The sequence below is a fragment of the Bradyrhizobium sp. SK17 genome (assembly GCF_002831585.1).
In the GTDB taxonomy this organism is placed as follows: Bacteria; Pseudomonadota; Alphaproteobacteria; order Rhizobiales; family Xanthobacteraceae; genus Bradyrhizobium.
In genome coordinates this window covers 1,797,298-1,824,221 of the sequence record NZ_CP025113.1, presented here as the reverse complement: position 1 = coordinate 1,824,221, position 26,924 = coordinate 1,797,298, and the positions used below count along the sequence as shown (strand labels likewise).

General features: G+C 63.2%; 24 protein-coding genes, 1 tRNA gene and 2 pseudogenes. 9 read left to right on the top strand and 18 right to left on the bottom strand.

Translation table 11 applies throughout. The features are described from left to right. Positions 1 to 16: 16 nt before the first annotated feature. From CWS35_RS08590 to CWS35_RS08580, 3 genes are all read right to left on the bottom strand, one after another. On the bottom strand, positions 17 to 2,119 hold the full coding sequence (locus CWS35_RS08590; protein ID WP_100951638.1) for an acetate--CoA ligase family protein: 2,103 nt from the start codon (positions 2,117 to 2,119) through the stop codon (positions 17 to 19). Between the two features lie 8 nt (positions 2,120 to 2,127). Next, a complete protein-coding gene (locus CWS35_RS08585) occupies positions 2,128 to 3,366 on the bottom strand; it encodes an acyl-CoA dehydrogenase family protein (protein ID WP_100951637.1) in 1,239 nt (412 codons plus the stop codon). Positions 3,367 to 3,722: 356 nt separating this feature from the next. Next, on the bottom strand, positions 3,723 to 4,562 hold the full coding sequence (locus CWS35_RS08580) for a TauD/TfdA family dioxygenase (protein ID WP_100951636.1): 840 nt from the start codon (positions 4,560 to 4,562) through the stop codon (positions 3,723 to 3,725). A gap of 103 nt (positions 4,563 to 4,665) precedes the next feature. On the opposite strand from CWS35_RS08580, the gene CWS35_RS08575 reads away from it, so the two are divergent. After that, positions 4,666 to 5,280, top strand: a complete 615-nt coding sequence (locus tag CWS35_RS08575; protein ID WP_100951635.1) for a TetR/AcrR family transcriptional regulator — start codon at positions 4,666 to 4,668, stop codon at positions 5,278 to 5,280. 36 nt (positions 5,281 to 5,316) lie between these two features. Here CWS35_RS08575 and CWS35_RS08570 read toward each other — a convergent pair. The 7 genes and pseudogenes from CWS35_RS08570 to CWS35_RS08540 form a co-directional block, all read right to left on the bottom strand. Next, positions 5,317 to 6,932 (bottom strand): annotated as a pseudogene (locus CWS35_RS08570) (dihydroxyacetone kinase subunit DhaK). Between the two features lie 163 nt (positions 6,933 to 7,095). Continuing rightward, positions 7,096 to 8,259 (bottom strand): ABC transporter substrate-binding protein, encoded by a 1,164-nt coding sequence (locus CWS35_RS08565; RefSeq protein WP_024578666.1) that lies wholly within the window; start codon positions 8,257 to 8,259, stop codon positions 7,096 to 7,098. A 76-nt stretch (positions 8,260 to 8,335) separates the two neighbouring features. After that, positions 8,336 to 9,151, bottom strand: a complete 816-nt coding sequence (locus CWS35_RS08560; RefSeq protein ID WP_024578665.1) for an ABC transporter permease — start codon at positions 9,149 to 9,151, stop codon at positions 8,336 to 8,338. A gap of 10 nt (positions 9,152 to 9,161) precedes the next feature. Next, positions 9,162 to 9,959 (bottom strand): ABC transporter ATP-binding protein, encoded by a 798-nt coding sequence (locus tag CWS35_RS08555; RefSeq protein WP_100951634.1) that lies wholly within the window; start codon positions 9,957 to 9,959, stop codon positions 9,162 to 9,164. A 96-nt stretch (positions 9,960 to 10,055) separates the two neighbouring features. Continuing rightward, positions 10,056 to 11,105 carry an alpha/beta fold hydrolase gene (locus tag CWS35_RS08550; protein ID WP_043855291.1) on the bottom strand — a complete coding sequence of 350 codons (1,050 nt, stop codon included), beginning with the start codon at positions 11,103 to 11,105 and terminating at the stop codon, positions 10,056 to 10,058. Between the two features lie 8 nt (positions 11,106 to 11,113). Continuing rightward, on the bottom strand, positions 11,114 to 11,626 hold the full coding sequence (locus tag CWS35_RS08545) for a heme-binding protein (protein WP_210202777.1): 513 nt from the start codon (positions 11,624 to 11,626) through the stop codon (positions 11,114 to 11,116). Between the two features lie 244 nt (positions 11,627 to 11,870). Further along, positions 11,871 to 12,782 carry a helix-turn-helix domain-containing protein gene (locus tag CWS35_RS08540; RefSeq protein ID WP_100951633.1) on the bottom strand — a complete coding sequence of 304 codons (912 nt, stop codon included), beginning with the start codon at positions 12,780 to 12,782 and terminating at the stop codon, positions 11,871 to 11,873. A 619-nt stretch (positions 12,783 to 13,401) separates the two neighbouring features. Here CWS35_RS08540 and CWS35_RS38875 point away from each other — a divergent pair. Then, positions 13,402 to 13,492, top strand: a tRNA-Arg gene (locus CWS35_RS38875). Here the strand turns inward: CWS35_RS38875 and CWS35_RS08535 are convergent. The 7 genes from CWS35_RS08535 to CWS35_RS08505 all read right to left on the bottom strand — a co-directional run bounded on the left by CWS35_RS08535 (position 13,463) and on the right by CWS35_RS08505 (position 21,637). Next, complete coding sequence (locus CWS35_RS08535) at positions 13,463 to 15,145, bottom strand: recombinase family protein (RefSeq protein WP_100951632.1); 1,683 nt, start codon at positions 15,143 to 15,145, stop codon at positions 13,463 to 13,465. The genes CWS35_RS38875 and CWS35_RS08535 overlap by 30 nt on opposite strands. After that, positions 15,142 to 15,642: a GNAT family N-acetyltransferase gene (locus CWS35_RS08530; RefSeq protein WP_235399100.1), complete on the bottom strand. Its 501-nt coding sequence runs from the start codon at positions 15,640 to 15,642 to the stop codon at positions 15,142 to 15,144. The genes CWS35_RS08535 and CWS35_RS08530 overlap by 4 nt, the downstream gene beginning before the upstream one ends. A 23-nt stretch (positions 15,643 to 15,665) precedes the next feature. After that, the gene (locus tag CWS35_RS08525; RefSeq protein ID WP_046193789.1) at positions 15,666 to 15,971 is read right to left on the bottom strand and encodes a DUF1778 domain-containing protein; all 306 of its coding nucleotides are present in this window, start codon (positions 15,969 to 15,971) and stop codon (positions 15,666 to 15,668) included. A gap of 85 nt (positions 15,972 to 16,056) precedes the next feature. Next, positions 16,057 to 16,296 carry a hypothetical protein gene (locus CWS35_RS08520; RefSeq protein ID WP_052730340.1) on the bottom strand — a complete coding sequence of 80 codons (240 nt, stop codon included), beginning with the start codon at positions 16,294 to 16,296 and terminating at the stop codon, positions 16,057 to 16,059. A 156-nt stretch (positions 16,297 to 16,452) separates the two neighbouring features. Then, positions 16,453 to 17,787: a hypothetical protein gene (locus CWS35_RS08515; protein WP_046193790.1), complete on the bottom strand. Its 1,335-nt coding sequence runs from the start codon at positions 17,785 to 17,787 to the stop codon at positions 16,453 to 16,455. Continuing rightward, positions 17,784 to 19,667 (bottom strand): UvrD-helicase domain-containing protein, encoded by a 1,884-nt coding sequence (locus tag CWS35_RS08510; RefSeq protein ID WP_046193791.1) that lies wholly within the window; start codon positions 19,665 to 19,667, stop codon positions 17,784 to 17,786. Before CWS35_RS08510 ends, CWS35_RS08515 begins: the two co-directional genes overlap by 4 nt. Before the next feature lie 2 nt (positions 19,668 to 19,669). Continuing rightward, complete coding sequence (locus CWS35_RS08505; RefSeq protein ID WP_046193792.1) at positions 19,670 to 21,637, bottom strand: ATP-dependent endonuclease; 1,968 nt, start codon at positions 21,635 to 21,637, stop codon at positions 19,670 to 19,672. Between the two features lie 97 nt (positions 21,638 to 21,734). Here CWS35_RS08505 and CWS35_RS08500 point away from each other — a divergent pair, with 97 nt between their 5' ends. The 6 genes and pseudogenes from CWS35_RS08500 to CWS35_RS08475 all read left to right on the top strand — a co-directional run bounded on the left by CWS35_RS08500 (position 21,735) and on the right by CWS35_RS08475 (position 26,262). Continuing rightward, positions 21,735 to 22,040 (top strand): hypothetical protein, encoded by a 306-nt coding sequence (locus tag CWS35_RS08500; RefSeq protein WP_046193793.1) that lies wholly within the window; start codon positions 21,735 to 21,737, stop codon positions 22,038 to 22,040. Then, positions 22,037 to 22,408, top strand: a complete 372-nt coding sequence (locus CWS35_RS08495) for a helix-turn-helix domain-containing protein (RefSeq protein WP_046193794.1) — start codon at positions 22,037 to 22,039, stop codon at positions 22,406 to 22,408. Before CWS35_RS08500 ends, CWS35_RS08495 begins: the two co-directional genes overlap by 4 nt. Continuing rightward, the gene (locus CWS35_RS08490; protein ID WP_235399105.1) at positions 22,408 to 23,298 is read left to right on the top strand and encodes an ImmA/IrrE family metallo-endopeptidase; all 891 of its coding nucleotides are present in this window, start codon (positions 22,408 to 22,410) and stop codon (positions 23,296 to 23,298) included. Before CWS35_RS08495 ends, CWS35_RS08490 begins: the two co-directional genes overlap by 1 nt. Positions 23,299 to 23,329: 31 nt before the next feature. Beyond that, complete coding sequence (locus tag CWS35_RS08485) at positions 23,330 to 24,145, top strand: thymidylate synthase (protein WP_200894500.1); 816 nt, start codon at positions 23,330 to 23,332, stop codon at positions 24,143 to 24,145. 101 nt (positions 24,146 to 24,246) lie between these two features. Beyond that, positions 24,247 to 25,325 (top strand): annotated as a pseudogene (locus CWS35_RS08480) (nucleotide kinase domain-containing protein). Positions 25,326 to 25,344: 19 nt separating this feature from the next. Beyond that, complete coding sequence (locus tag CWS35_RS08475) at positions 25,345 to 26,262, top strand: nucleoside triphosphate pyrophosphohydrolase family protein (protein ID WP_046193875.1); 918 nt, start codon at positions 25,345 to 25,347, stop codon at positions 26,260 to 26,262. Here the strand turns inward: CWS35_RS08475 and acpS are convergent. Further along, complete coding sequence (gene acpS / locus CWS35_RS08470) at positions 26,235 to 26,648, bottom strand: holo-ACP synthase (protein WP_046193796.1); 414 nt, start codon at positions 26,646 to 26,648, stop codon at positions 26,235 to 26,237. The genes CWS35_RS08475 and acpS overlap by 28 nt on opposite strands. Positions 26,649 to 26,784: 136 nt before the next feature. Here acpS and CWS35_RS40375 point away from each other — a divergent pair, with 136 nt between their 5' ends. Then, the gene (locus CWS35_RS40375; protein WP_256387936.1) at positions 26,785 to 26,919 is read left to right on the top strand and encodes a hypothetical protein; all 135 of its coding nucleotides are present in this window, start codon (positions 26,785 to 26,787) and stop codon (positions 26,917 to 26,919) included. Positions 26,920 to 26,924: the final 5 nt, after the last annotated feature.

The following is a 26,924-nucleotide window of genomic DNA, read 5'->3' as shown; positions in this document are numbered from 1 at the left end:
CTGCTTCCCAATTGTCTCAGGGTTTCGATTGCTTGATCAATAGCACCGCATCGAGGGCCATCGCGCCCTTGCCCTTCGGCAGCACCACGAACGGGTTGATGTCGATGCTCTCGAGCTTGTCGCCGGCGGCGGCCGCATAGCGCGACAGCGCGACCAAGGCGTCCGACAACGCGTCGATGTCGGCGGCCGGCGCACCGCGCCAGCCGTCGAGCACGGCGCGCGCCTTGATGCTGTCGATCATGCGGTGTGCCTCGGCCTTGCCGAACGGAGCGAGGCGGAAGCTGACATCGCGCAGCGCCTCGACCAGAATGCCGCCGAGGCCGAACATGACGACGGGACCGAACACCGGATCGCGTTGCATACCGAGGATGCACTCGACGCCGCCCTTGATCATCGACGCAATCAGCACGCCCTCGATCCTGGCATGCGGCTTCGCCTGCTTGGCCCGTGCCGTCAGTTCATCGAATGCCTTCGCGACCTGGTCCTTGTCCTGCAAATTGAGCAGCACGCCACCGATCTCGGTCTTGTGCAGGATGTCCGGCGAGACGATCTTGGCCACCACGGGGAAGCCGAGCCGTTCAGCGGCCGCGGCGGCTTCAGCGCCATTGGTTGCCACCTGATGCGGCATGACCGGGATGCCGGCGGCTTGCAATGCCGCGAGAGCTCCGGCTTCGCTGAGCGTCGCATCGGCAAGCTGCACCGCGGGTGAGGCGACCACCTTCTCGGCGGACACACTGCTCGCGGCAAAACCGGCCAATGCGGCGATCGCGCGCACGGCGCGGCTCGGATCGGCGAATGCCAGCACCTTGCCGTCGTCGAGTTGCCGATGAAGCTCCGGCGTGAACAGGCTCGACAGGGCGATGACGCGATCCGGATACTTCGCGCGCATCTCGACGGCTTGCTGCACGAGTTCAGGCCCTCGCGGTGAAAGTCCCGCGGCGGATTGGAAGATGACGAGGTTGTCGTAGTTCGCGTCCTCCAGCATGAGCCTGTAGGACAGCGGCAACAATTCCTCGTCGGTGGTGATCTGCGCCGTGACGTCGACCGGATTCCGCGCGGACGCGAACGCCACGCGCGCCAGGATCTGCTTCTGTGCATGCTCGGGCATCTCACGCGCATCCAGCCCGAGGCTCGCGGCCTCGTCCGCCATCAGCACGCCCGCACCGCCCGACGCGGTCAGCATGCCGATAGAGCGGCCGCGCGGCAGTCCGCCGACCGATACGGCGTAGGCGACGTCGAACGCCTCATCGATGGTGGTGGCGCGGTGCACGCCGTATTGCTTGAACACCGCGTCATAGATCGCATCCGCTCCGGCGAGCGCCGCCGTGTGCGACGCCGCGGCCGCCGCACCGAGATCGGTACGGCCGACCTTGACGATGACGATCGGCTTCCTTGCTGCGCGCGCGTTGTCCAGCACCCGGACCAGTTTCGCGCCGTCCCGACAGCCCTCCATGTAGGCAAGGATGACCCTGGTCGATGCGTCGTCGATCATCCAATCGAAACAGTCGGACATGTCGACGTCGGCCTCGTTGCCGGTCGTCACCCAATGGCTGAGGCCGATTCCGCGTTCACGCGCCAGCGAATAGGCAAAGCCGCCGAACGCACCGGACTGGCTGACGAGGCCGATATTGCCCTGCTTCACGATGCCGGTGCCGGCGACGGGGCTGAAGGTGGCGTAAACGCCGCTCTCGCCGCTCATCACGCCGAGGCAGTTGGGACCGAGGACGCGCATCCCGCTCGTGCGCGCAAGCTCGCCGATCTGCCGCTGCACCATCGCACCGGTTTCACCGACCTCGGCAAAGCCCGAGGTGAACAGCACGACCGACTTCACGTTCGCCTCGGCCGCCTGCTTCAACGCATTGAGCGCGATGGCGGCGGGCACCGCGACGATGGCCAGATCGATGTCCTTGCCGACGGCCCTCACATCCGGATAGGCGCGCAAGTCCTGGATGGTCTGATGCTGCGGGTTGATCGGGAAGATGTCACCCCGATAGCCGTAGCGGAGCAGATGCGCGATCGGCACCCCGCCGATCTTGGTCGGCGTTGCCGATGCTCCGATGACGGCGATCGATTTCGGGCGAAACAAATTGTCGAGCGAATTGGCCTGGCGTGTGGTCATTGATCCAGTCAGAGCCCTCTTTCACCGAGCAGATAATGCGCGCTGTCGCCAGCGACCTCATCTGGCTCGAGCCGGTACAGCGTGCGCAGATGAACCTCGTCCGGACCGTCGTAGATGCGCATGGCGCGGGCGGCGGTATAGGCAGACGAAACCGGCGTGTCGTCGGAGACGCCCATTGCGCCGAAAACCTGTACGGCGCGATCCGCGATCGCGCTGAAGGTGCGCGCGACGGCCACCTTGATCATCGAGATCTCGCGACGCGCGGCGGCGGCCCCGCCCTCGTCGAGCAGCCAGGCGGTCTTGTAGACCAGCAGCCTTGCCTGCTCGAGTTCGATGCGCGACAGCGCGATCATGTCCTGGATGTTGGCGAACTCGCCGATCGGCCGACCAAATGCGCGCCGGCCTGACGCGCGGCCGCGCATCAGCTGGATCAGCACATCGCAACTGCCGAGGCTGCGCATGCAATGATGCACGCGAGCGACCCCGAGCCGGGCCTGCCCCATGGCGAAGCCGGCGCCTTCCTCACCCAGGAGATTCGATTGCGGCACGCGAACATTGCGCAGCACCGTTTCGGCGGCGAATTCCCTGTCGCGGCCGAAGGCCGGCACCGGCCGCACGATTTCGAGACCCGGCGTTCCCATCGGAACGATGACGACGGAGTGCTTGGCGGCGCTGCTGGCGTCCGGATCGATGACGCCGACGACGAGCAGCATCTTGCAATCCGGATGGTTGGCGCCGGAGATGTACCATTTGCGACCGTCGATCACGTAGTCGCCGCCATCCTTTCGGATCGACGTGCGAATGTTGCGTGCGTCGGACGAGGCGACGTCCGGCTCGGTCATGCCGAAGGCGGTCCAGATCCTGCCCTCGAGCAGGGGATCAAGCCATTGCCGCTTTTGGTCGACGCTGCCGAACTTCTGCAACATCTCCATGTTCGGCACATTCGGCGCATTGCAGTTGAAGACGATCGGCGCCCACGGCAGTCGGCCCATGATCGCGGCCAGTGGCGCGAATTCGAGATTGGTCAATCGGGTGCCGGGCTGGTCGTCCCTGAGGTCCGGAAGCCCGAGATTCCAAAGGCCCCGCTTGCGCGCTTCCGCCTTCAGCGCGGCAAGGAAGGGCGGCGCGGCGCCGTGCTTGGACGTATGGGCATGCCACTCGCGATTGCGAGGCAGGATCTCCGCACGAAAGAACTGTTCGAGGCTGTCCTGCAATGCGAGCGATTTGTCAGAGAAACGAAACTGCATCTGGCGTCGTCCTGCCCACGGTACAGCGGGCAATCCATCGGAACCTTCAATTGATACTCGATCTAATACTTGATATTAAAACGCGACGCAACAGGCCGATCGCGTCTTTCTCCGTTCTCATCGAGGGGGCGGGCTACCTGTTTCGCTTGGCATCAATGGATGGCCGCTCGCGCGGCGCCGGGCGATCGGGTGCGAGCATTCGCAGCGCTCGATGCGGACGTTTGTCCGCCACCGATTGCCTTCGAGTGATGTTTGCTACAATCGCCGAGGACCGTCGCTCCAAATCGGCCTGACGGCGTGCGAGTTGGCATCGCCTGGACGATCCATGCGATGCCGGTCCCAGCTTGGCTCTTCAGTCAGGACAGCTTGCTGCCGGCCACCGTGATGCGATGCATCAGCCGGTCATGCCCGTGATAATCATTGGCGGCGTAGTGCCACGTGCAGCGATTGTCCCAGAACGCAATCGAGCCGGCGCGCCAGCGGAAGCGGCAGGTGAACTCCGGACGGACTGCATGCCGATAGAGCATCTCCAGCAGCGGCCGGCTCTCGTCGGCGGTCCACCCCTCGAAGCGCAAGGTGAAGCCCGAATTGACGTAGAGCGCCTTCTTGCCGCTGTCCGGATGGGTGATGACAACCGGATGCGACACCTCGCCGACCGCGAGATGCTCGTTGCGCTTCGGCCGCTCGGCATTCGACCTGACGGATTTGGCGCCGAAGACATGTTCGGAGGAATGGATGGCACGCAGACTGCCCAGGGTCTGCTTCAGCCCGTCCGAGAGCGCGTCGTAGGCAAGGTACATGTTCGAGAACAGCGTATCGCCGCCCTCCTCCGGCACTTCGCGCGCCAGCAGGATCGATCCCATCGCGGGTTCGGCGTCGTAGCTGTGATCGGTGTGCCAGCCGCCACCGATATTGGTCTTCTGCTCCTTCTCCTTGCGCACCTCGGCGATCTCGGGATAGCCGGGCACCGGCACGAAGAACTTGTTGACGTCGATCGTCCCCCACCGGCGCGCGAACGCGATGTGCTGCTCCGGCGTCAGTTGTTGATCGCGGAAGAAGATCACGCCATGGTCGAAGAAGACGTGGCGAAGTTCGTCCCATTGGCGGTTGCTGAGATCGCGCGCCAGATCGAGGCCGTGCACTTCGGCGCCGCATCCACCGGTGAGTTTGGAGACGGTGAGGGTGTCGTATGACATGGGCTGCTCCCTGTTTTTGGTTCTTTTGCCAAACACTCTTCAGAGTGGTAGATCGATCTTGTAATATGAATATGAACTCAAATTCGAATTTCGGTCAAGGACAATGAGCCACGCTGAGCCCACCGACGTTTTGCCAGCCAAGCAGGCGCGCAGCCGCGCGACCCGTGACGCGCTGGTGCGCGCCGGAAAAAAGCTTTGCGAGATCAAGGATTTCGACGATCTGTCGGTCGCAGAAATCGCGCTGGCTGCCGGCTGCTCGGTCGGATCGTTCTACAGCCGCTTCGCCGACAAGGACGGGTTCTTTCGCGCGCTCGTCGGCGAAGCCGCCGAGCACGACCCAGTCCTGACACCACCGGCCAGCGATCCGAACCAGCCGATCGACGACATTCTGGCGGAGGTCATCGCCGCAACTCTTGCCGCTTACCGCAAGCGCCGCGGTTTGATCCGCGCAACCATCCGCCGCAGCATGGTCGAGCCCGCCTTGTGGGAGCCGTCCAGGAAACGCGGACAAGAGCACGCCGACCGTCTGGTGGCGCGGCTTTCGCTGAGCTCTCCCGACGATCCGAATCTCGAACACCGGGTTCGTTTCGCCTGCCAGATGCTGTACGGGACGCTGAACAACGCGGTCCTGATCGCGCCGGGCCCGCTGCAACTCGACGACGAAAACCTCGAGCCCGAACTGCTGCGTGCCTTCCGCAGGATCATCATCGATCCCTGAGGCGGCGCATCGCGCATATGCGCGTCCGACGCCGGCTTAGCACAGGCTCTCAAGCAATCTCGCGACGGCCTCCGCGCCGGGGTCGGCATGCCCCTGCAACTGTTCCGCACCGATGTAGGCGGCCCGTCCAGCATTTGCCTTGGACATGGTGGCCGTCAGACGTGCCCCCTTTCTTGCTGCGCGGGCTGCCTCGGTCAGCCCCTGCGGCAAGGCATCGAGCGCGGGCAGCAGCGCGTCGATCATGGTCCGGTCCCCGGTTGCGCGCCACCGATCTCCTGCATCCTTGCCAGTCCAACCCTGAGCGCATCGATCGGGCTATGCCCGTTAGATACCGCGTCCCCTGCCGCAGCGAAGAATATCGCAAGCAGAACACCCGAAGAGCCTCCCATGGTCTGGCTCAGTTCCTGCCCCAATGCCCGATAGAGTTGCGCGTGGTTCGACAGCGGAAGCTGACCAATGTTCTGGATCAAGTTGCGCGCTGCGCTGGCGAGCGTCGATCCGGTATCGCCGTCTCCTGCTCTGGCATCGAGCGCGTTCAGATCGGCCTCCGCGCCGATCAACGCCTTGCAACACCGGATGAGCAATTCTTCGGTTGCTGGGTCGGCAGAGGGAGTCGGCCGCACGCGAGCCAATCCATCGGGCAACGGCACGACGCGGGGCACCACGAAAGCTCTAAGCCCCGGCCAGCTACGCAGTGGCGTTTCCATGGCCAGCAGTTTTTCGTCCTCGGCGCTCAGCGAATAGAGCGTGAGCGAAAAGCCATGCATGTCGAGCGCCGTCATCATCGAGGCAGGACCAACGATATGGGACACCGCGGGCCCGATCGCGGACTGCCGCAATTCTTCCGCAAGGACCGACATTTCAAGCGCCGTCGTAGAACCAAGATTGTTCAGAAGCGCCGCATAACTCTTCCCGTTCATTCTTGGGAGAAACTTTGCGACGGCATCGGCCATGGCCTGACGTGCGCCAAGATAGGGAAGCTTCGCAGCACCGGCTTCGCCATGAATGCCAAGCCCCAGCTCGATCTCGCCCGATCGGATTCGGCTTTCCTTGGGCGAACCAGGCACGGTGCAGGTGTCCAGCGACATCCCGATGCTCATGACATTCGAGGCCGCGCGACGCGCGGCGGCAGTCACGGCATCCAGATCGCCGCCGCGCTCGGACACTGCTCCGGCGAGCTTGTGGACGAAGAGCGTCCCTGCGATGCCGCGAGGACGGTTGATGTCCGGGATGGCGATATCGTCCTGGACGATGACCATGGTCACCTTCCGGCCAAGTGCTCGTGCCCGTTCGGCAGCAAGGCCGAAGTTCAGGCGATCGCCGGTGTAGTTCTTGACGATGAGGACACACCCCGCCTCTCCCGTCACGGCCAGGATTCCCGCCAGCACCGAGTCGACGGACGGAGAGGCAAAGACGTCGCCACATACCGCCGCCGTCAGCATGCCCGGGCCGACAAAGCCAGCATGCGCCGGCTCATGACCGGATCCGCCGCCGGAGATCACCGCGACGCGGGACCGATCCCAATCCGAGCGAGCGACCACGCGTATGAATGGGTAACCGTCCAGCCGGACAAGCTGGCCACCAGAAGTGGCAATCAAACCGTCAAGCGCCTCTTGAACGATGTGTTCCCTGGAGTTGATGAACTGCGCCATTCTGACTGTCTCTTTGTTCGGAACATCAGGCCCAATGCAATACCTCGCCGGGCACCGCGAGGTAAGTGCCCGGCGAGGCAGCAGCGCCGAGAGCTGAGCTCGACCCTTCGGGTGACCAAGATAGCCACACTTCGGCAAGTGTCCGCCAGCGCCGCTGGTTCTATCAATTGATCACGTTGTTGTAGAATTTTGCTTCAACGTCGGCCATGTCGATCGCCGCGAGGTCGGCGGGCAGTACATAAGCATCGGCATCGGCATGAACCTTCGCCTTGTCGAAGTCATTCGCGCCGGCGACGAATTCATTGGTGACATAGCGGGCCGTATCGATGTCGATGCTCGACTGGCCAATCGTCTTCAGTATCTTGAAAAAACCGTCCCAGGCCGGAATGTTGTGCTCTCCCCAGCCGGCGCGTGTTGCCATATTGCCCTTGAAGGTGCGGTGGATCTGCATGAGGCTTTCCGTGCCTGCACGCGGACCGTAGTTTGCCTTGGTCGTCGGCAATGCCTTGAACACGATGTCTGCGGCTGCGCGCGGGTTACGGTCGGCGAACTCGCTGCCCATGGCCCAGCCCCTCAGGTACTTCTTCAGGAACTTGAGCCGATCGGGATCCTCCAGATCGGACCTCCGCACGACCAGCGAATTCGACGGCAAAGGCGAGCCGCGCATGCCAAGCCAGTAGTCGAAGTTGAGGCCCTTCGCGCCCAGATCGGCGCGCAGGCCCTCCCAGGCAAGGCAGGCATTGCCCTGTCCGCTGGCCAGTGCGGTCGTCCAGGTCGGCCAGCCGGCCTCGACGTAGGTGATCTTCTTGGGATTGACGCCGACGGCGGCGAACATGGGGTCGCAGATCGATTGCCAGGCCGCCGACCCCAGAAGCACGGTCTTGCCTTCGAGTTGCTTCAGATCCTTGACTCCCTCGCCCTTGCGGAAAGCGACGTTGAAGAGGTCGAGAAAGCCGCTGCCGAACACCGAGACGAGGTCCATCCCCGCATTGACCGCAAATGACAGGACGCCCGGCGAGGGAAAGCCGATATCGGCCTGCTGCACCGCCAGGAATTTCACCACCGCAGTCCCGTCTGAGGGGCCCGGCTCCATATCGGTCTCCACCCCGAGATCACCGAAATAGCCCATTTTCTTGGCCACCCAGTAAGGGTAGTCGTCCATCACCTCGATCGTGCCGCGCGGCGAAATCCAGGTGAAGCGGGACTTGTAGGGCTTGGCCTGAGCCGCGCCCGTGGTCAGCAGGCCGTCGCCGAGAACGGTGGTGGTCACAAGGCCGGTGGCGCTGATTTGCAGCAGCCGCCGACGCGTCATCGTTTGCTGAGTCATGGAGTTTCTTCCCTCGTTGGTTGGGCCGCGATGTTCGTATGTTCCGGGTCGAGCGCGGCGTTTCGCCCGTTTCCGTCTAGCTTTCCCAGCCGGCCAGCCGCTTCCCGAGCCAGAAAAAGAAGGCGTAGATCGTGATCCCGGTGACAGCGAGGATCACGATGCACGCAAAGAACTCCGGCATTCGAAGCGTTGAAGAATAGGTTGTCAGGCGGCTGCCAAGCCCGAATCCGCCGCCCGACATCTCGGCGCCAACCGCGGTGATCATGCCGAAGATCGCCCCGATCATCAGGCCTACGATCACCATCGGCATGGCCATCGGAATGCGGATCTTCGTGAAGATCTGGAGGGTCGACGCCCCGCAGGATCGCGCCAGCGCAATCTTCATCGCGTCGACGCGCCGAAATCCGGTGGCTGCGTTGATCATCACCATCGGACCGGACGCGAGAGCGACGGCGATGATCCGCGGCGTGAACCCAAAACCGAAGTTCAGGATCAAGAGTGGCACCAGTGCCAGCATCGGCGTCGTCACCAGCAACAGGATGTAGGGCGTGATCACCTTCTCCACGAACGGGAATTGCGTGATGACCGCGGCCAGCACCAACCCGATCGAGGCTCCGACGGCATAGCCTGCAAAGAGCTCGATCAACGTGTAGGAGTAGTGTTCGCAGATGGTCGCGATCTCGTGCGAGAAGAACACGCTGGCGATGGCCGAAGGAGTCGGCAGGATGTATCGCGGCACCTCGAACAGGCGCAGCAGCAGTTCTCCGCCGCCGATGACGAGCAGGGCCACCGCGATGATCGCGGCGACTTCCTTGCCTCCCTGGTCGCTGAGCCCGCTCGCAATTCCCGTTGCGCCCGCGATGCCGGTACCGGTCTGCGTCGGCTGGCTCATGGTGGCTCCCTCATCTTGCCATGACGGCAGCCGGCGTGGCCGGCCGCTGGTGCTGAATGTCGTGCTTGATCGTGTTGACGAGATCGAAGAACTCGCGCGATTCCATCAGGTCCAGCGACCTTGGCCGCGCAAATGGAACGTCCACCATTCGCGCGATTTGGCCCGGCCGTGCGCTCATGATGTAGACCTTGTCGGCCAGGAACACGGCCTCCGCGATCGAATGGGTGATCAGGACGACCGTCTTGCGGGACTCCAGCCAGATCTCCTCCACCAGCTTGTTCATCTCGTCGCGGGTGAAGGCGTCGAGCGCCCCGAACGGTTCGTCCATCAACAGGACCGCAGGGTCACTTGCCAGCGCACGCACGATGGACGCGCGCTGCTGCATCCCTCCCGACAGTTCGCGCGGCATCCTGTCGCCGAAACCGCTCAGCCCTACCCGCTGCAAGAACGTATCGATCCGCGCTGCGTCCGGCCGCATGTCCCGGATCTCGAACGGAAGCTCGATGTTCTTGCGGATCGTCCGCCAGGGCAGAAGATTCGCTTCTTGAAACATCATGCCGATGCTCGGATGTGGACCAGTGATCCATTCCTCGCCAAGGGCGATGGCACCTGAGGTCAGCTTGTGCAATCCGGCGATCGACCAGAGCAACGTGGTCTTGCCGCAACCGGAGGGTCCAACGACGGCGATGAATTCGCCCTGCCGCACGGTCAGGTCGACGTCCTTCAATGCGTGAACTTCACCCGATTGCGTTCGGTAGGTCTTGGTGGCGCCTCTCACGTTGAGCGCCTTGCCCTTGCTCTGTTGCATCTTGCACGCGTCCTCAGGCGCGGTCGTCGGGACATGCCCATCCGTTCCCCGAAACGACAGGACTCGGGGGCGATCTAGGACCGGGTTTGGAAATCGTCAGGTGGCTAGCAGCTCGTTCAGATGACGATCGACCTGCTCCATGTATCCGGGCTCGAATCCGTTCAGCCCCATGTGGCCTTCAGGGGATTCGATCACCCGGAACAAGGCGTCCGGTAGCAGTCGATAGTCGGCCTCGCATTCCTGCGGGGGAAAGAAACCGTCGTGGCTGATGGGCATGACCATCGTCTTTGCCTTGACGCGCCCCAGCGCCCGGGGGAGGTCACCCGCGGTATGCCGCGATACGTCTGCCCGTTGCCACTTGTGCATCTCGCACAGCAGGACATTGGGATCCATCGGCTCGAAGTAAGCCTTCATCACGCCGTTGATGAAATCGTCCAGCGACGACATGCCAACGACGCTGCGCCAACGTTCCTCCTGGTAGAACTGCGCAGACCAGCCGAGTATCGCGACGATCCGCGCCATCCGGTCCATGCCCTCGCGCACAGCGAAGCCCGAGGCGTACCAGCCGGCATTCCAGCTCGGGTCGGACGTGATCGCTTCCTTGAGGGTTTCAATGAAGACCTGCTGGTGCAGCGAAATGCGCGCTGTCGCAGCGATCGGCGCGGCTCGTTCAACCATCATCGGATAGGCGACGGCCCATTCATAAACCTGCTGGCCGCCCATCGATCCACCGATCACGAGGGCTAGCCGCTCGATCCCGAACAGGTCTGTCAGCATCTGGCGTTGCGCGCGGACATCGTCGCCGATGGCAAGCTTCGGAAACTTCGCCATCGCCTGAGGCGCGGGCGTGTTCTGCGGCGATGATGACACGCCACTGCCGAGTTGATCCACGATGACGATGAAGTAGCGATCGGGATCAAGTGCGTGGCCCTGACCAACATAGACGTCCTCCATCACCTTGCCGGTTCCCGAGAACCAGGTCGTCACCAGGATGGCGTTGGACTTCGTTGCGTTCAGCTTCCCGAAGGTACGGTAAGCCAGCTTTGCACCGCGGAGCGTTTCGCCGCTTTCAAGGATGAGGTTGCCGAGCTCATGGAGATTGAACTCGCCTTGCGTTTCGCGGCCGTAGAACGGGTTCTCGATCATGCCATCACTCAGTTCAGGCTTTTGGAGACTACGTTGAGGCCAGCCTGCGCACAGCTTTCGTCCTGATCCTCGCTGCCGCCGCTGACACCGATGCCGCCGATGACATCGTCCGTCGCAGTCTTGATGGGGAGACCACCTGCGAAGGCCACCAGACCGGGAACAAAGGCCGCACCCGGCAATCCGGCATTAACGCCGTCGCGCTTCACACCAAAGGACAGATCGGCAAATGCCCGGGTCGGCGCGGCATAGAGCGACGACGTGATCGCCTTGTTCTGCGCAATGTCGGTGCAGGCCTTGCACGCCCCATCCTGCCGCGCGGCAGCAATCAACCGCCCCCCGTCGTCGACCACGACGACGTTGACCTTCGCGTACCCGGCGGCCGCCTGCGCCGCGAAACAGGCTGCGATCATCTTCTCGGCTGCGCTGTAGGTAAGCAGAGGCTTGTTCTTCAAGCCCTCGGCCGCGCCGAGCGTTGGCAAGCAAGCGATAAGCATCGTTGCCGCAAGCAATTGTTTGGCCATCTCCCCTCCCCCTTCGCAAAACCACCCATCCGGGATGGTTCAACGTGGCACGCTGGTTCACGTGCAACACGGGTCTACCAAGAGACGTGCGCGGCCATCTATCGCGAAGGTTCGCGATACAGATCAGGATCGATGAGGCACGGCTTCATCGGCCCGACATCTTCGAATACTGTTTTCGTCAAGCGGCGAATTCCGCGTCCGCCGGCGTGAATCCGACTTTCGCCGGCGCTACTCCGGCGGCTCCTCAGGCCTGCGGAAAGTCGGTCCGTGCAAGCAGGCTGACCAAGGCGGAGGTGCTCGAAGCTCCGGTCTTCTGTCGGATGCTCCTGAGTTGATGATCGATCGTGGAAAACGATCTGCGGCGAATCCTGGCGATTTCCTTGTAGCTCAGGCCTTTCGCGACCAGCCTGGCAACCTCGATTTCCGAAGCCGTAAGGGTGGCCAGCCAGGCCGTCGCGGAAAGGCCTATGGACAGGGTCAATGGATCGCGACCCCGTGTCGCTCCATTCCGACGCGTCGGGTCCCGATCGGCAATCTCCTTGGCAACCGCAACGATCGGGTTGAGGACATCGACCACCGTCTGCTCGAAACAATCATACAGGCCGGATTCCCAAGGGGCAAAATGCTCGGTCCAGTCGGCGCAGATCAGACCGTAGCTGCCCTGTCCGCTGCGAAGCGCCCAGGCGAACTTTGACTTCGTCCGTGCCCCCGAAAGTCTCTGGCGCAGCCGCATCGTGATTCGGCTGTCCTGCTTGATATCGGCAAAGATCACCGGGTGGGGATCCAGCCACATTGCCTGCATCGCCGCATCCCGATTGTCGACGGCTTTGCCGCCGAACGAGGGCACGTCGTAGTCTGCGTCCTTTGCTTCCGCAAAACCCGGGAAATAGTCCCTTGCCTGACGCATCCCGAAACCGGTGTCGACGCGCTGGCATCGCAGTTCGGCCCGCAGCCAATTGGTCGCAATCGACCAGCAACCCGGCAGGTCATCAAGATGGAGAAGCATGTGGGCGGCCAGATCGCGTGCAGGGGCAAGGCGAATCGCACCATGATCGAGAAGCCGTGCACGCAGCTTCCGCTGCTCTGCAAAGACATCCTCGCGGAAATCCTCGGCAAAGGCTGCGGTATGCCACGCTCCCTGGCCTTGCGCGCCCAACAACTCCCCCTGTTTCGACTTCCCATCGCGCGGGCCGACGCCTCGCGAAAATCACAGCAGATGGGCACCGCGCGACAAGGCGCTGTTGGTTCAATCTTATGCCACGCCCCCTCCGAGTCAAATCCGGATCGACCGGTGCAGGATTTCGCGGAATCGCTGAATGGCCTGCCAAGGGAATTGCTCGAGCTGGACACGCGCGCCCCACGACGTCGCAGCCGCATGACCAATGCTCGAACCGTATTCCGGCTTCTGGCGCAGACATGCGGTTCGCAACTTGCTGCGCGAACCGGCGCAGTGATGAGCGAACCTCAGGGAATGCGGAGGGCTGTGCCCGGCTCGAAAGAGCCGGCCATCGTGCCACGCCGCGAACTGGGCCTTGCACCGCTTCGACACCGCCGCTCGTAACGCTCGGCTGGGCCGTGCCGGCAATGCCGGGAAGAAGTGTTTTTTGACCGGATGGCGGAGAGAGTGTCAGTCAATCCCCATTGAAAGATAACACATTTTCGAGTTTTCCGGACCAAAACCCACGGCTTGACCTACGCCGGTATATCGGTGTTCCGCCACTGATAAAGCTCTTCCGCGTCGTCCTGTGGCATCAAGCATAGCTTCGTAGGACAGCGCGACGTACGGTTACGTGGTACGGTGGGGCTTGAGCAGCGTCTGCCCTCCGAAGGCAAATGTCACGCGTTCGAATCGTGTCGGGCGCGCCACTTCGGTATAAAACTGCGAACGCCACCAGCCGCCGATTCTACGCCGGCGGCGGCGACAAGTGTCCGTAGCAGTTCGGTTTTCGTGCCGAGGATACGGATTTCGCTCGGATCGACGACCTCGACGCGTTGCGCGAGCGCCCGCAAATGGTCCCGCCGATAGGTTCCATCTTCGTTCCGCAGCTTGCGTCGGGCAGCGAGCGCAAACCGGCGCAAACTGTCCGACGTGATAGCAGGCCCGAGCCGCTCCACAGCGGAAGTTGCGCGCTCCGCGTCGGCCTGCGCCTGGTCGCGCACGGCGGTTAGTTCTGCGATGCGATCCTTCAGCGATGGGTCGGCTACATCGACCACGCCGTTCTCGATCGCTTCGTAAAGGCGCTTCAACTTCGCTTCCGCTTCCGCGGCGCGCTTGCGTAGCTCCGCGATGTGCCCGCGACGCCGTTCATTCCATTCCTCTCGTCGCTCAAGTAACTGATCCATCATCGTCTCCAAACGCACCGGATCGAGCAGGCGCCACTCCAGGTGATCGACGACAGCACGATCGAGTTTGTCCATAGGCACTGTCAGACCGCGACAGCCACGCTCGCCCTGCCGCGCCTTCGTCGAGCAGGTGTAGTAGCGATACATGCCGCCGGCGCTGCCCTTGCCAGTCCGTAGCGTCATCGCACCGCCACAGGATGCGCAGAAGCAAATCCCGGTCAGCAAAGTCGGACCACTCACCGCGCGTGGCGGCATCCATTTCGGACTGCGCGCCTTCAGCGCCGCCTGGACTGCCTCGAATTCCACTTCGGTGACGATCGGCGGAACGTCCATGACCGCATGCTCGGCCTCGGGTTTTGCCGTGCGCGTCTTGTGGTCGCGCGTGTTGAACCGATGTTCGCCGATATAGGTGGTCCGCGTGAGTATCTGATGCACCGAGGCGATGCCCCACCGCCCGCCGTCGCGGGTACGGATGTTACGCTCGTTGAGATAGGTGGTGATCGACTTGATCCCCATCGGGCCTCTGTCGCCGTCACCATTGAGCGCCAGCCTGTAGATCAAGCGCACTGTGTCGGCGTGGATCGGATCGACCTCCAGCTTCTTTTTGATCTTCGCACCGCGTTGCTCGGCGGCGACGATGCGGTAGCCGATCGGCGGCAAAGCGCCGTTCCAATAGCCCTGACGTGCATTCTCCTTCATGGCGCGCAACGTGTGCTTGGCGTTCTCCTTCGACTGGTATTCGTCGAACAGCGTCATGATCTGACGCATCATCACGCTCATCGGATCGTCGCCGAGGTCCTGCGTGATCGAGATCAACCGCACGCCGTTCTTGGCCAGTTTGCGAACGTAGAACTCAAACTGGAACTGATCGCGGAAGAAGCGCGAGAAGGAGTGGACGATGATGACGGTGAAGGTCGGCGGCTTCACCAACGCGGCGTCAATCATCGCCTGGAACGCTGGCCGGCGATCGTCGGTGGCGGTGTTGCCCGGCTCAACGAACTCGGCCGCGACGTCCCAGCCTTTGGCTACGCAATAGGCGGTGATCTGCCGCCGCTGATCGGGAATCGACAGATCGCTCTCCGCCTGCCTTCCGGTCGAGACGCGCAAGTAGAGGGCCGCCTTGGCAAGCGCAGTCCCAGGCGTGGCGTCAGGCGATGCAGGTGCTGCGTCGGTCATGGTTCCACCAGTCGCTGGATCGCGTGCATCGACAGCACCAACCGAAGCGAATCCGGGAGGCGCACGAAACCATTTCCCTCATAGAAGGCGGCGGCGCGCTCGCTGATGGCGTCCACCACCAGCATCGAGGAACCGACCGTGGCGGCGCTCGCATACGCGCGCTGCACCGCGTCGGCGAGAAGCATCGCGCCAAGGCGCTCGCCCTGCCGCGCTTCCGAGACCGCCAGCCGTCCGACCAGCGTGGCGCTGACCAGCGGATAGCGCGGGATGTGCTTGCGGGCAGCGGCGGGCACGTTGCCCTGCGCCACGCCCGTCGCGCATAGCGTATAGTAGCCCAGCACAACCTCCGGCCTGTCCGGCTCGACCAGAATGAAGACCCCGTTTGCCTTGCGCCGCACATCCTGGCTCGCCTGCGTCCGGAGATACCTGTCGAGGCTGTCGACGCCGCAGGTAAAGCTGTCCCGATCGTGATGCGACGCGAGCGCCTCGATCTTCAAATCTGGCCGAGACGCCGTCATGCTTAGGAAGCGACCCGGCGCTTATGCTCTGCCAGGGCGCGGACCAGCCGCTCGCTCGGCTCACGCGGATTGACCAGCGCGTCGAAGAATGCCGCGCGGTCGCGATCGGACAGCACTAGCGTTTCATGCTCGGCGATCGTCCGGCGCGCGGTGTCAGTGAGCGCGGTCACGCAAAAGTCGCTGACCTTGCGCCGTGACAGATGCGCGGCCCGCTCGATAAGGTCCTTCGTCTCTTCATCCAGCCGGAATCCGAGGCGCTCGACGCGGTTAGGCGTTTCCCGTTCGATCTTGGGCTGCTTGCGCGGCATTGGGGTCACTCCCGACATGGTCTACGTTTCCCCAACAATGTACGTCATATGGACGAACAAATCAAGTTCCTATTTCTGCCGCCCATCAGGCTCGCGGCCCGAAAAGCTCGTCCAGCTCTTCGCCGAAATGGCCTTCCATGACCCTCAACTCGGCGTCCGTGATCGGCACGATCTCGGGCCAGTCGTCCGTCACCGTGATCGCCCCCTCCAAATGCAGGGGCGACCGCCCCGCGCGCGGCGCCGGCGGATACGCATAGTCATACAGGTCTTCAGGATCGCCGGACCATTCAGGCAGGACCCGGCGCATACGTCGCTTCTCGGCCATGCGTCATCATGGAACGATGTGCTGCACCCGCTGCAAGTGCAACGACGAGGCATCGTGCTGTGGCGTACAACGACAGGGGAACGGCGGGCCAACCCGCGCCTGTGCTCCCCAGTCTACAAGAGCAGGGCGCCGACCGGTCGCCGATTCACCTTCGCGTCAACTGAGCACTTTGTGGAACTTGAGGAGTCGTTCAAAAAACCGCGCGATGACATCTGGCGCGCCATCACCAACCAGTTCGTTCGCGCCGAAGCGGTAAATCTCGTAGCCGTTCAAGCGCAGATCCCGGTCAGCGGAAACCATGTCAGCATAGACGGCCAGCGAGGGCTTCCCGTCACGACTGAAATGGTGTGCGCCATCGACCTCGATGACGACCCGTTGATAGTTCGGCAAGAGCATCAAGAAATCCATTCGCTGCCGCGGCAGCGCGGCGCGGTGACGTAGGTTCTTCACGACGGCTGGATCATAGTGCAGGTAGACCTGCGGGATGAGCGCTGGCAGCGCTGACCCAAGGCGCGGCTTGTAGACGCGGAAGTACGCTTCGAACAGATTGCGCTCCGCGTCCGAGGCAAGCGAGACGTGGAGGCGCAGGCCGAGCGCGCGTGCAGAGTCCCCCGAGACCCCGCCCTCCTGTGCGCCCCACCAATCGACCAACTCGGACCACAGGAGGCCGTCCCGCCGGATCGGACGGTCAAAGATCAGACAACTCTCCTCATTCGAGAGAATGACTATGTCGTTGTTGATGGCGTCGCTGAAGCCGATCTCCGGCTTAGGCCCATTGGACGCGAAGATGAGATTTTTCGGGGCGCCGGTGACACCCCGTGTCGCTGATCTCAACCAATAGACCGGATAACCGGACTCCTCGCCCGCGACGGTGAGGATGTAGCCATCGCGCCGAAAAACCTCGTTCAGGTGCTCGGCCAAGGTCGCTTGAGCTGGACCGCGGCGGCCGAGAGGGTGCAGTGCCGCTTCTATCACGCGTGAGAACCGATCGCGCGAGCACGAGAACGCGCCAATCCTCTCGAAGAGGTATTCGACGGTCCAATCGCCGAAGTTCGAAATCATGTGTCGCTCGATATCGCTCGCCAACGACCGCCCGGCGAAGAAGTCTGCGCTCAAGGTGTCGATGGGAAAGAACCTGCGCACGAGTTCAAGGACATTCTGCTCGCCAGAGAGATCGTCGCCAAAGCACTTGGCCGCGTCCCTTCGGGTGATCTCGCTGATCGGGGGCTCTCCCTCTTCAAGGACCGCGGAGCCGGCCTCTTCGAGCGCATAGTCACCCCAGTGCGCGCCCAGCCGGCGAGCGACTTCACCCAGCTCACGAGGGGACTTACCGTCGAGGGCAGCAAGCGCCCTATCACGCTTGCTCATGCCCTCTGCCTCCGCCGCCATGATCAGGCCGGCTTCAAGCGCGACGCTCGGCATGACCTGGTGGGTGCAGCGGTCCTTGAGCGCCCCGGCGATCCGAAGCGCAAGATTGCTTGCGACGCTCATATGGCGATCTCCGGGACGCCGGCGTCGGTCAGCAGTTGAAAGAGGTCCGCTACCCGCCTGCGCTGGCCCCGTCCCTGGCAGAACGCGAAGATCGCCCTCTGCTTAGCTCGGGACAACGCCACAAAGAACGTCGCTAGACCCTCGGGATTCCCGGGCGTGTGGCTCCACCAAGCTTGATCGTCCAAGCCGACGAAGATGACCGTGTCGTACTCCAGGCCCTTGCTCTTGTGTACCGTCATCAACGGAATCTGTGCGACGCCTTCGAATGAGTCGAGGCATGCTGACCAGCTCGCAGCTCCAGCAACGGACGCCGCCAGGTGCAGCCCAAACGCTTCGACCATGATGGCCAGCAACTCACCCGTTCCATACTCAAGAAAGGTTCGAGCGACCGCACCCAGATCGAGAAATCCAAAGAGACGACCAGTAATGGTCTGGCTGTTCTCCACTGTTGGCGCGGCGCGCGCCATTTCTGCTCGAAGATCCCCCAGAAACACGGTGAGTTCCGCTTCGACCCTATGGCAAGCCAGCTCATCGTCGGGATCGACCGCACGCAGGCTTTGGAGCGCGTTCGACGCCAGCCGCCACGCGTCGGGCGCGCGCCGGAGCGCTCCTAGGCGCAGTAGCGCGATCGCGATGCGAGCGAGCTCGTCAGCCAACAAATCCTGCAGCGTGGTGCGGCCGAGCGCATGACTCTCATTTCGTAGCCGCAAGCCCGCCTGGGCAAGTGGCGCAGAGAGCTCCGCTTCGTAGTCGTCCGACTTCTGTCGAACAAGTAAGGCGTAGTCGCGCGGCGACCGACCGCGACGCGCCATGTCCTCGGCGAGCCATCGGGTGAGATATTCAGCTTCGCCATCTCGCGTTTGACTGTTCCAGACCTGAGCGACATCGCCATCCACGAGCTGAGCAGCCTGCGCCACGCCTGCGATCGCGTTCGCGTCCAATGCGCGGGCGACCACATGCTGAATCCGCACGAGGCCCGGCGACGACCGAAAGTTGAAGGCCAAGGGAATCCGGACGGCACCAAAATCCGCCTCAAACCGCTGAAACGCGTCCAGCCGCGCACCAGCCCACGCCATAATCCGCTGCTTATCGTCTCCCACTGCGGTTACGGTCGTCCGGCCGTCGGCGAAAGCAGAGAGGAGGAAATCGTACTGCGCGTAAGTCGTGTCCTGGAATTCGTCGACGAAGACGAAGGGATACGTCGCCCGCAACGCGTGGCGAATCTGCGGGTTCGCCCTCAACAACAGTTCGGCGAGGCGATTGAGGCTGACGAAGGTAAGTGACGCCCGCGCCCGCCCTCGAATTTGGCCGTGCCACCAACGATCGACAGCATATTCCTCGCCAGACGCCGGCTCGGCGCGAATTACCGGCAGGCGGTGACCACCCACATGTCGCGACTCGAAATCTCCGACCCCGAAGCCCGCAATCGCGGACTGCCATTGCGGCGGGGCGCCGAGGCGCGTCTGGTCGAGGAATCCTTCAACCTGTCGCCGTGTCGGGAACGCGATATCGTAGGGCCGACCTGGGCGCCAATCGGGCGGGATGGCGGTGGTGAAGCGGTCGACCAAGCCCTTGGTGAAGGCGTCAAAGGTGAGCGAGACGAAGCGGCCCGCCAACTCGGGCGGACACCGTTGCCGCACGCGCGCTGCGAGATTGTCGGCCGCATCGGTCTTGAACGAAATGGCGAGTACCCGATAGGGCGGCGGACAAGCGCCTGTCTCGAGCAGATAAACCGCACGCTGCGCCAAGAACTCCGTCTTGCCGGCGCCAGGCCCGGCGACGACACAGGTGCAGCCGGCCTGACGGAGCGCTCGCCAAGCCTGGGGTTCGAGGTCCTCTATCCCTCGCGGTCGCCAGTCGTCCGGCCGAACGCGCGGCATGGTCAGGCTTCCACCGGCGCCGGCGGCTCAAGCCGTGCGACGATCGCGGTGAGCAGCGCGCGCAGCTCCTCCGGCGCGCCGGCCGCGAGATCCGCGGCCGCCATGCCACTCAACACCCGGACGTGCGTGCTCGGCTTGCCGCGGCCGAGGAAGAGGTAGCGATACCAACGTAGCAGCCCATCCTGATCAGCTGGATATAGCGCTGGTAATCCGTCGTCGCCGAGTACCGCCGTCCGTGGATCGCCGCGGTTCGAGGGTCCCTGCCGATTGGGCTCCGCCACCTGATACGCGGCGGGGAAGGCGCGCAGCATCGAATAGTCCAGATCGAGCGGCGCGCAGAAGAACACGCCAAACTGGCGCAGCCACTTTGCCCAAGCATCAAGATTGTTGGAGTCATCGGCAGCGAGGCGATCGAACGCGGCGAGGTTCGCGGCCGGGCCATCAGCTTGAAGGTGTTCACCGAACAACGCACGCGGCGTGACGCCATTTTCTAGCAATTGCGTGCACGCCGTCTTGACGCGACCCCAGCCGCCCCCGGCCCGACCCCAGTCGAGGTCCAGCAGCGTCGCGTAGGGAATGTCGAGGTCCGTTAGGAGGCGCCAGAGATGGTTCACATGCCGGCCGCCGAGCGGAACGACGGCCACGAACGAGCGATCGATCGCGAAGCCGAGCGCGTCTGCCAACCGCGGCAACACGACTTCCTCCGAAGCGCCTTCTCCCAAAACCGCGAAGCGCGCGAAATATAGTTCTGGATAGGTTCGCACTGCCTCGCGCACAAATTTCGATGCCGCTTCCTGACCTTCGGGCAGCCGGATCGGACGAACCTTCGCCGTGCGGTCGGCCGGATCGAGGCGAAAATGCCGGACTTGTGTCGGGTCGATGCGCGCGAGAATGCTTGGCGAGTGGCTGGAGACCACCGCTTGTGCGCGCCTCCCGCGTGTCAGGTCTTCGATCTGCCGGATGATCCGCGACAGATAAAACGGCGCGAGATTGTTCTCTGGCTCCTCGACTGCGATCAGAGTCAGGGCAGGCAGCGAGACACCGTCCGCCTGGAAGCCGATTCCAGCCGGGTCCGCAGCGATTCGCGCTTCGACATCAAGAATGGCGGCGGTCATGGCGAGATGGAAAAGCGAACGCTGCCCATCGCTGAGATCGTCGAGACTGCGCTCGCGACCAGCTTCGTCGGGGTGAAAGACGACCTCAACCTTGCGGATGAATTCCTGAAACCGCAGATCGAGCGGTCGAAAGACAGGAGTCGTATCGGTGCCCGCGCTATGCACTTCCTGCCAGCGCCGCTTGACCGCCGCGGCCACCAGATCGACGGCTGCCTCTCCGCCGAACGCCCCGTTCAAGGTGGCGCCGGCTTCGGCGAAAACGTCCCTCACTTCCTGCGACCAGTCGATGGCGCGCCAAAGCCGCCCGCGCAGGAACGCCGTCACCTGCGAAGCGCCGTCGCGCGCCGCAGGAACGTAGATCATCTGAACGCGGGCGCGGTCGATCGCTTTCAACTCGATGCAGTCGGTCTCGGTGAAATCGCCGAATGTTCGGATCGCCCAGAATTTCTGTTCGATGGCGCCGTCAAGGGAGCCGTCTTCAGTCCAAGTCGCCTGTAGGCGTAGGCGACATTTCAGCCTGCCAGCGTCGTCCGCGGCCATCTGGTGGAAGAACTCTGGCACGGCGGCGTTGTCGCCGCCTTCCGCATCGAGCTCGGGGAAGGCGAGGATCGCTTCGATCACGAAGGCCCGCTGTCGCGCCGGTGCGGCTTCGGCGACCGGCACATGGAAGTCCTGACGCCGCAGGCGGCGTTGGTCGCCGGTCACCCCGAACAGGCGTTGCAGTGCCTGCATGACCGCTGTCTTGCCGGCACCATTTACCCCCACAAACGCGGTCAAGCCGGACGCCAGGTCGATCGATCCGGGTTCGGGACCGAAGCAGCGGAAATTGGTCAGGATCAAGCGTTCGATGAACATGAAGTCAGCGGCATACCCGCCCCCTTGACGAAAGAGGCCTTGACGAGAAGGCCATGTAAGATTATCTTACCATATGTCGGATGAAGGAGCAACCCGCATGGATGCCGCCAAGCTCAAAGAGAAATTGATCGCCGTCCTCGGCCAGATTCAGGCTGATAGCGGCCTCGAATGCCCGCCGCTGACGGGCGCGACCAAGCCGGTCGAAAATATCCCGAGGTTCGACAGCAAAGTCTGGCCTGTCGCCACGACTATCCTGTCGACCGAGATCGGCGCGTCGATCCCGAACGACGTGAACATCTTCGTCGACGAGACGACCAAGTTGCCGCGCTCTATCGACGAAACAGCCGCCTTCGTGTGCGAACTGCTGAAGAGGCAGACCGAGAAAGAAGCGGCCGCCGCATGAATGACGCCGAAGCCGCCAAGCGCGCCCTGATCGCCGAACGCCTTAAGGAGGCGCGCAAACTCGCGGGGCTCTCGCAGGGCCAGGTGGCCAAGATACTCGGCTTACACCGGCCGTCGGTCTCGGAGATAGAGGCCGGCAACCGCCGGGTCTCGGCCGACGAACTCGCGCGCCTTGCCGAAATCTATGATGTGGGCGTCGCCTGGCTGCTCGGCGAGGCACCGGATACCCTCGATGCTCAGGATCCCCGACTCGAACTCGCCGCCCGTGAACTCACCAAGCTCAAGCCGGACGACCTCGACCGCCTGCTGAAGCTCCTCGCAGCCATGCGCAGCGATTCCACCCCGAACGCCGAGGGAGGCGATCGGTGATGGACCTGATGCGCACCAACAAGCCCAGCTTCAATCGTCGCGCGCTTGCGACCCAAGCTATGCACACGGCCATTGCCACCCGAGCGAAAGCCAAGCTCGATCAGCATGGCCCGATCTGCATCTATGGGCTTTCCGAGACGCTCGGCGTCACGGTGCGTTTCAATAACATCAACATGGAGGGGATGTACCAACGCGCCGCGCCGCCGCGCATCCACCTCTCGGCTCGCCGCCCGCTGCCTCGGCGCGCCTATAATTGCGCGCACGAGCTTGGCCATCACGTCTTCGGCCACGGCTCGTCGATCGATGAGTTGCGCGAAGGTGCTAAGGAGAACCCCTGGGAAGATCCCAAGGAATTCCTCGCAGATACGTTTGCGGGCTTCACCCTGATGCCGACCATGGGTCTGCGCCGCGCATTCGCCACACGCGGCTGGAAACCTGAGACCGCGACGGCGGCGCAAATGTTCATGATCGCCTGCGACTTCGGCGTCGGCTACCGCACGCTCCTCACCCACCTCTCGGCCGGTGTGAACATGATATCGCGGGCGCGCGCCGCCGCCCTGCAGCGCGTGACGCCAAAGGCCCTACGCGCCGACATCCTCGGTGCCCTGACACCCGAACCCCTGATCATCGCCGACCGCCATCGAGCGGGATCGACCCTCGACGCTGAGGTGAAGATGCTGTTGCTGCTTCCGCCGGGAACGGAGACGACCGGCGCTAGCCTCGCCTACGAGTGCGAGCTAGCGAGCGGTCGTCTGTTCCGCGCGGTGCGGCCTGGAATCGTTCAGGCAAGCGCCAACAGCGGCGCTTGGGCGGTGTTCGTTCGTATCGCACCCGAGGCCTATGTCGGGCTCGCCCAATACCGCCATCTGGAGGACGACCCGGATGAGTAAGTCGAAAACATCGGCCGCGCCGGAGCCCGTCATGATCAACGACGACAACCTGTCGCGTGCTTGGTCGCGCCTCCTGCTCAGGGTTCTCGACGGCGCCGGCACCGAGGTCTCGCCGCTGGTGTTGAGCGTGACCGGATTCGACGGCAATGGTGTAGTGCCTGAAGATCCGGCCGTGCGCCAAGCCGTCGATCAGCTCCTCAAACGCAAGGGACGTCTCAAGGTCGAGGATGTCGCCTTCACCATCTTTCCTCAGCGCCTTTGGGAGATGTCGCGTGGCGACCGCACCCGCCTTTTTACACTCTATCGTGCGACATTCCCGCGCTGGCAGGCGATGAATAAGAAAGCCAATGGCCGCGGCCTATATTTCGAACGCATGGTTATGTACGGCCGCGGGCCGTGCGACGGAAATCAGTTGGAGTGGATATTGTCACAGTATGGTTCGCGAGCGGGCGTGCGCCGCTCGATGTTGCAGGCGACGACGTTCGACCCGGGCCGCGATCATGTCGCGAGCGCGCAGCTCGGCTTTCCTTGCCTGCAACAGGTCAGCTTCGAGCCGACCACCGCCGGCTTGGTCGTGAACGCCTTCTATGCGACCCAGCAAGTTTTCGACAAAGCCTATGGCAACTATCTCGGCCTCGCCCAGCTTGGCGCCTTCATGGCCCATGAAATGGATATACCGCTGGCGCGGCTGAATGTCATGGTAGGTGTCGCCAAGCTGGAGCGCATTACTAAGAGCGATCCCGATTTCGCGCCGCTCGTCGTCGCCGCCGAAGCACTGGTGTCTGGCTCTGTCGCGGCGCCGGCACGGCCCGCAGTTCCGGTCATGGCCATCGGGGCAGAGTCTTGAGGAAGAAGCTCCCAAAGCCTGCCGCCAAACGCCCGCGCGGCCGCCCGCCAAAACAGCGCATCGATCCCACAGCCGCCACGCTACCGCTCGACCTACCCGTCGTGCCGAGGGCGAACGAGGCATCTGCCACAGCCGCGCCGGCGCCGATCATTCTGCGCCATCTCGCGCCCGCCAAGGTCTCGGAGGTCTATGAGAGCTATTGGCGCTTCGCCGCCGAACGACAGGACGTCTTCTTCCGACGAGCACGCGGCGAGGAGCGTCCTTGGACCGGCAACGCGGTGCTCACGACTTACAAGTTCACCAACGCCTATCGGGCTTCGGATCGGGCGAGCCAGTATATGATTCGGCGCGTCATCTATCGCGCCGATTTACCGAATTCGCCCCGAGAAGTCTTCTTTCGCATTCTGCTGTTCAAGCTGTTCAACAAGATCGAGACCTGGGATCTGCTGGAACGATCGTTCGGACCGATCACGTTCGAGGATTACCACTTCTCGCGCTACGATGAGGTGCTCGCACGGGCGATGCGTGACGGTCGCCGCATCTATTCGGCCGCCTACATCATGCCGCCGGGAAGCAGCGCGTTCGGCAGGCCCGCCAAGCATCAGAACCATCTGTTGTTGCTTGAACGCATGATGGAGGATCGGCTTCCAGAACGGTTGGCGCAAACTCGCACCATGCAGGAGGGCTTCGAGAAGCTTCGCGCTTATCCGACCATCGGCGATTTCCTCGCCTATCAGTTCATCACCGACATCAACTACAGCGAAATCACCGATTTCAGCGAGATGGACTTCGTCGTGCCAGGTCCCGGCGCGCGAGACGGGCTGCGCAAATGCTTCGCCGATCCCGGAGGACTCAACGAGCCCGAACTGATCCGGCTCATGGCAGATCTCCAGGAGCAGGAGTTCGAGCGACTTGGGCTAGATTTTCAATCGCTTTGGGGCGGCGGCTCCAATTGATCGACTGCCAGAATTTGTTCTGCGAAGTCGACAAATATGCGCGCGTCGCGCACCCGCAGGTCGCGGGGCGAACCGGCCGCACGCGGATCAAGCAGAAGTTCGAGCCAACTCTGACTCCGATCGAGCTCTTCTATCCTCCCAAATGGAAGTTGAACGAGAAGATACGCGCCGGCGCCGACACGCCGCTTGGCGCAGTCGACGCGGCCAGGGCCGCCGCTGGATGAAGCGCCGAAGGAGACGATGATGGATTTCGACCGCTATCAGAAGGAGGCTCTGCGCACTGATCGCGTCCCGGCGCGCCAGGGCTCGGATGATGTCCTTTCCCTCATCGTTCCCATGCTAGGTCTCGCCGGCGAAACCGGCCAGCTCCTGAGCGAATACAAGAAACATCTGCGCGACGGCGAAGCGCACCGGCTCTTCAAGGAGCGCGTGTCCGAAGAGCTGGGCGATCTGCTCTGGTACATCGCGAACGTCGCCAGCAAGTTCGACCTGACTCTCGACGAGATAGCGGTTTCGAACCTTGCGAAGGTGAAGGCGCGCTGGGCGACGGAGCGCACCGAGCCGCTGTGCTTCGATGCGACCCTGCCCGAAGGCGAGCGCCTTCCGCGCCGGTTCGAGGTCGAACTGGTTGATGTCGAAGGCGAAGATCGCCAGCGGGTTCGCGTGTCGATCAACGGCAAGCCGTTCGGCGGGGAGCTGACTGATAACGCCTATGATCCGGATGGCTACCGCTTCCACGACGTCTTCCATTTCGCATATGCCGCCGTGCTGGGCTGGTCGCCGATCACGCGCGCGCTGCTCCGCCGCAAGCGCAAGAGCCGCCCGCTGCTCGACGAGGTCGAGGATGGCGGGCGCGCCGCAGTGATCGAAGAGGGTGTGGCCGCGCTCGCCTTCGATTATGCCCGGCGCCATCATATGCTCGAGGGCGTTAGCGTGCTCGACTTCCAGCTCTTGCGCACGATCAAGGACATGACCTCGCATCTGGAGGTCAAGCAGTGCACGACGGGCGAGTGGGAGCAGGCGATCTTGCAGGGCTTCAAGGTATGGCGCGCGGTTCTCGCCGCGCGCGGCGGCCGGATCGCGGTCGATCTCGACCAGCGCCGCATCGATTATACCGGCCCGGCTGAAGCTGATCAGGCGCGATCGGATCCGTCGCCGTGAGGCGCGCCGCCGATCGCGATGGCGCTCGCCATGGCCATTGCGCCAGCATGGCTGATGCTCAGCCGCCATTCGACGATGCCAAGTGCAATGGCGACCTTTGCGGCACCACCCGTGAGCCGGACCTGCGGCGGCGCACCCGCCACGCGATGGATGATCACGTCGGAGAAAGCGACGCCCGCTCCGAACCCTGTACCCAGCGCTTTCAGAACAGCCTCCTTCGCAGCGAACCGGCCGGCCAGGCGCTCGACCCTGTCGGGGCCGTCGCCGATTTCATCGATCTCCTCCTCCGTGAAGCAGCGCGGAATCAACGGATCGCGCGGATCGTCGATCCAACGCCGAATCTCGACGATGTCCACCAGATCGATCCCGTGCCCGACAATGTTCACACCTACCGCCGATCTCCGCCGGGTCGCGCGCTAATCGCAGCGATCGGCCATGCGCTTAGAAGAGCAACAACAAGGTGTCCAAGCGGGTAGAGACTCACGACTCCGCGCTGAACATCCCGGGGGATGAGGATACGCCATGACCAAGACGAACGCGATGTTCTGGAGTAGGGAAACTTTGCGCGAACGGCTGGCCCCGCTCATCGAGCCCTTCGCGCCCGAGCGCGTCGACTGCGCGGCCAATAGAGGGAGAGGACTGCGGCTGTCGCCGTGACGGGT

What these genes read in the sequence shown, in the direction of transcription:
- CWS35_RS08485 (WP_200894500.1), top strand. Translation starts at nt 23,330, where the DNA reads ATGATCAACGACGACAACCTGTCGCGTGCTTGGTCGCGCCTCCTGCTC.
- CWS35_RS08505 (WP_046193792.1), bottom strand. Translation starts at nt 21,637, where the DNA reads ATGTTCATCGAACGCTTGATCCTGACCAATTTCCGCTGCTTCGGTCCC.
- CWS35_RS08510 (WP_046193791.1), bottom strand. Translation starts at nt 19,667, where the DNA reads ATGCCGCGCGTTCGGCCGGACGACTGGCGACCGCGAGGGATAGAGGAC.
- CWS35_RS08560 (WP_024578665.1), bottom strand. Translation starts at nt 9,151, where the DNA reads ATGAGCCAGCCGACGCAGACCGGTACCGGCATCGCGGGCGCAACGGGA.
- CWS35_RS08495 (WP_046193794.1), top strand. Translation starts at nt 22,037, where the DNA reads ATGAATGACGCCGAAGCCGCCAAGCGCGCCCTGATCGCCGAACGCCTT.
- CWS35_RS08525 (WP_046193789.1), bottom strand. Translation starts at nt 15,971, where the DNA reads ATGCCGCGCAAGCAGCCCAAGATCGAACGGGAAACGCCTAACCGCGTC.
- CWS35_RS40375 (WP_256387936.1), top strand. Translation starts at nt 26,785, where the DNA reads ATGACCAAGACGAACGCGATGTTCTGGAGTAGGGAAACTTTGCGCGAA.
- CWS35_RS08565 (WP_024578666.1), bottom strand. Translation starts at nt 8,259, where the DNA reads ATGACTCAGCAAACGATGACGCGTCGGCGGCTGCTGCAAATCAGCGCC.
- CWS35_RS08520 (WP_052730340.1), bottom strand. Translation starts at nt 16,296, where the DNA reads ATGGCCGAGAAGCGACGTATGCGCCGGGTCCTGCCTGAATGGTCCGGC.
- CWS35_RS08580 (WP_100951636.1), bottom strand. Translation starts at nt 4,562, where the DNA reads ATGTCATACGACACCCTCACCGTCTCCAAACTCACCGGTGGATGCGGC.
- CWS35_RS08535 (WP_100951632.1), bottom strand. Translation starts at nt 15,145, where the DNA reads ATGACCGACGCAGCACCTGCATCGCCTGACGCCACGCCTGGGACTGCG.
- CWS35_RS08590 (WP_100951638.1), bottom strand. Translation starts at nt 2,119, where the DNA reads ATGACCACACGCCAGGCCAATTCGCTCGACAATTTGTTTCGCCCGAAA.
- CWS35_RS08585 (WP_100951637.1), bottom strand. Translation starts at nt 3,366, where the DNA reads ATGCAGTTTCGTTTCTCTGACAAATCGCTCGCATTGCAGGACAGCCTC.
- CWS35_RS08555 (WP_100951634.1), bottom strand. Translation starts at nt 9,959, where the DNA reads ATGCAACAGAGCAAGGGCAAGGCGCTCAACGTGAGAGGCGCCACCAAG.
- CWS35_RS08575 (WP_100951635.1), top strand. Translation starts at nt 4,666, where the DNA reads ATGAGCCACGCTGAGCCCACCGACGTTTTGCCAGCCAAGCAGGCGCGC.
- CWS35_RS08500 (WP_046193793.1), top strand. Translation starts at nt 21,735, where the DNA reads ATGGATGCCGCCAAGCTCAAAGAGAAATTGATCGCCGTCCTCGGCCAG.
- CWS35_RS08515 (WP_046193790.1), bottom strand. Translation starts at nt 17,787, where the DNA reads ATGAGCGTCGCAAGCAATCTTGCGCTTCGGATCGCCGGGGCGCTCAAG.
- CWS35_RS08490 (WP_235399105.1), top strand. Translation starts at nt 22,408, where the DNA reads ATGGACCTGATGCGCACCAACAAGCCCAGCTTCAATCGTCGCGCGCTT.
- CWS35_RS08545 (WP_210202777.1), bottom strand. Translation starts at nt 11,626, where the DNA reads ATGGCCAAACAATTGCTTGCGGCAACGATGCTTATCGCTTGCTTGCCA.
- CWS35_RS08475 (WP_046193875.1), top strand. Translation starts at nt 25,345, where the DNA reads ATGGATTTCGACCGCTATCAGAAGGAGGCTCTGCGCACTGATCGCGTC.
- CWS35_RS08550 (WP_043855291.1), bottom strand. Translation starts at nt 11,105, where the DNA reads ATGATCGAGAACCCGTTCTACGGCCGCGAAACGCAAGGCGAGTTCAAT.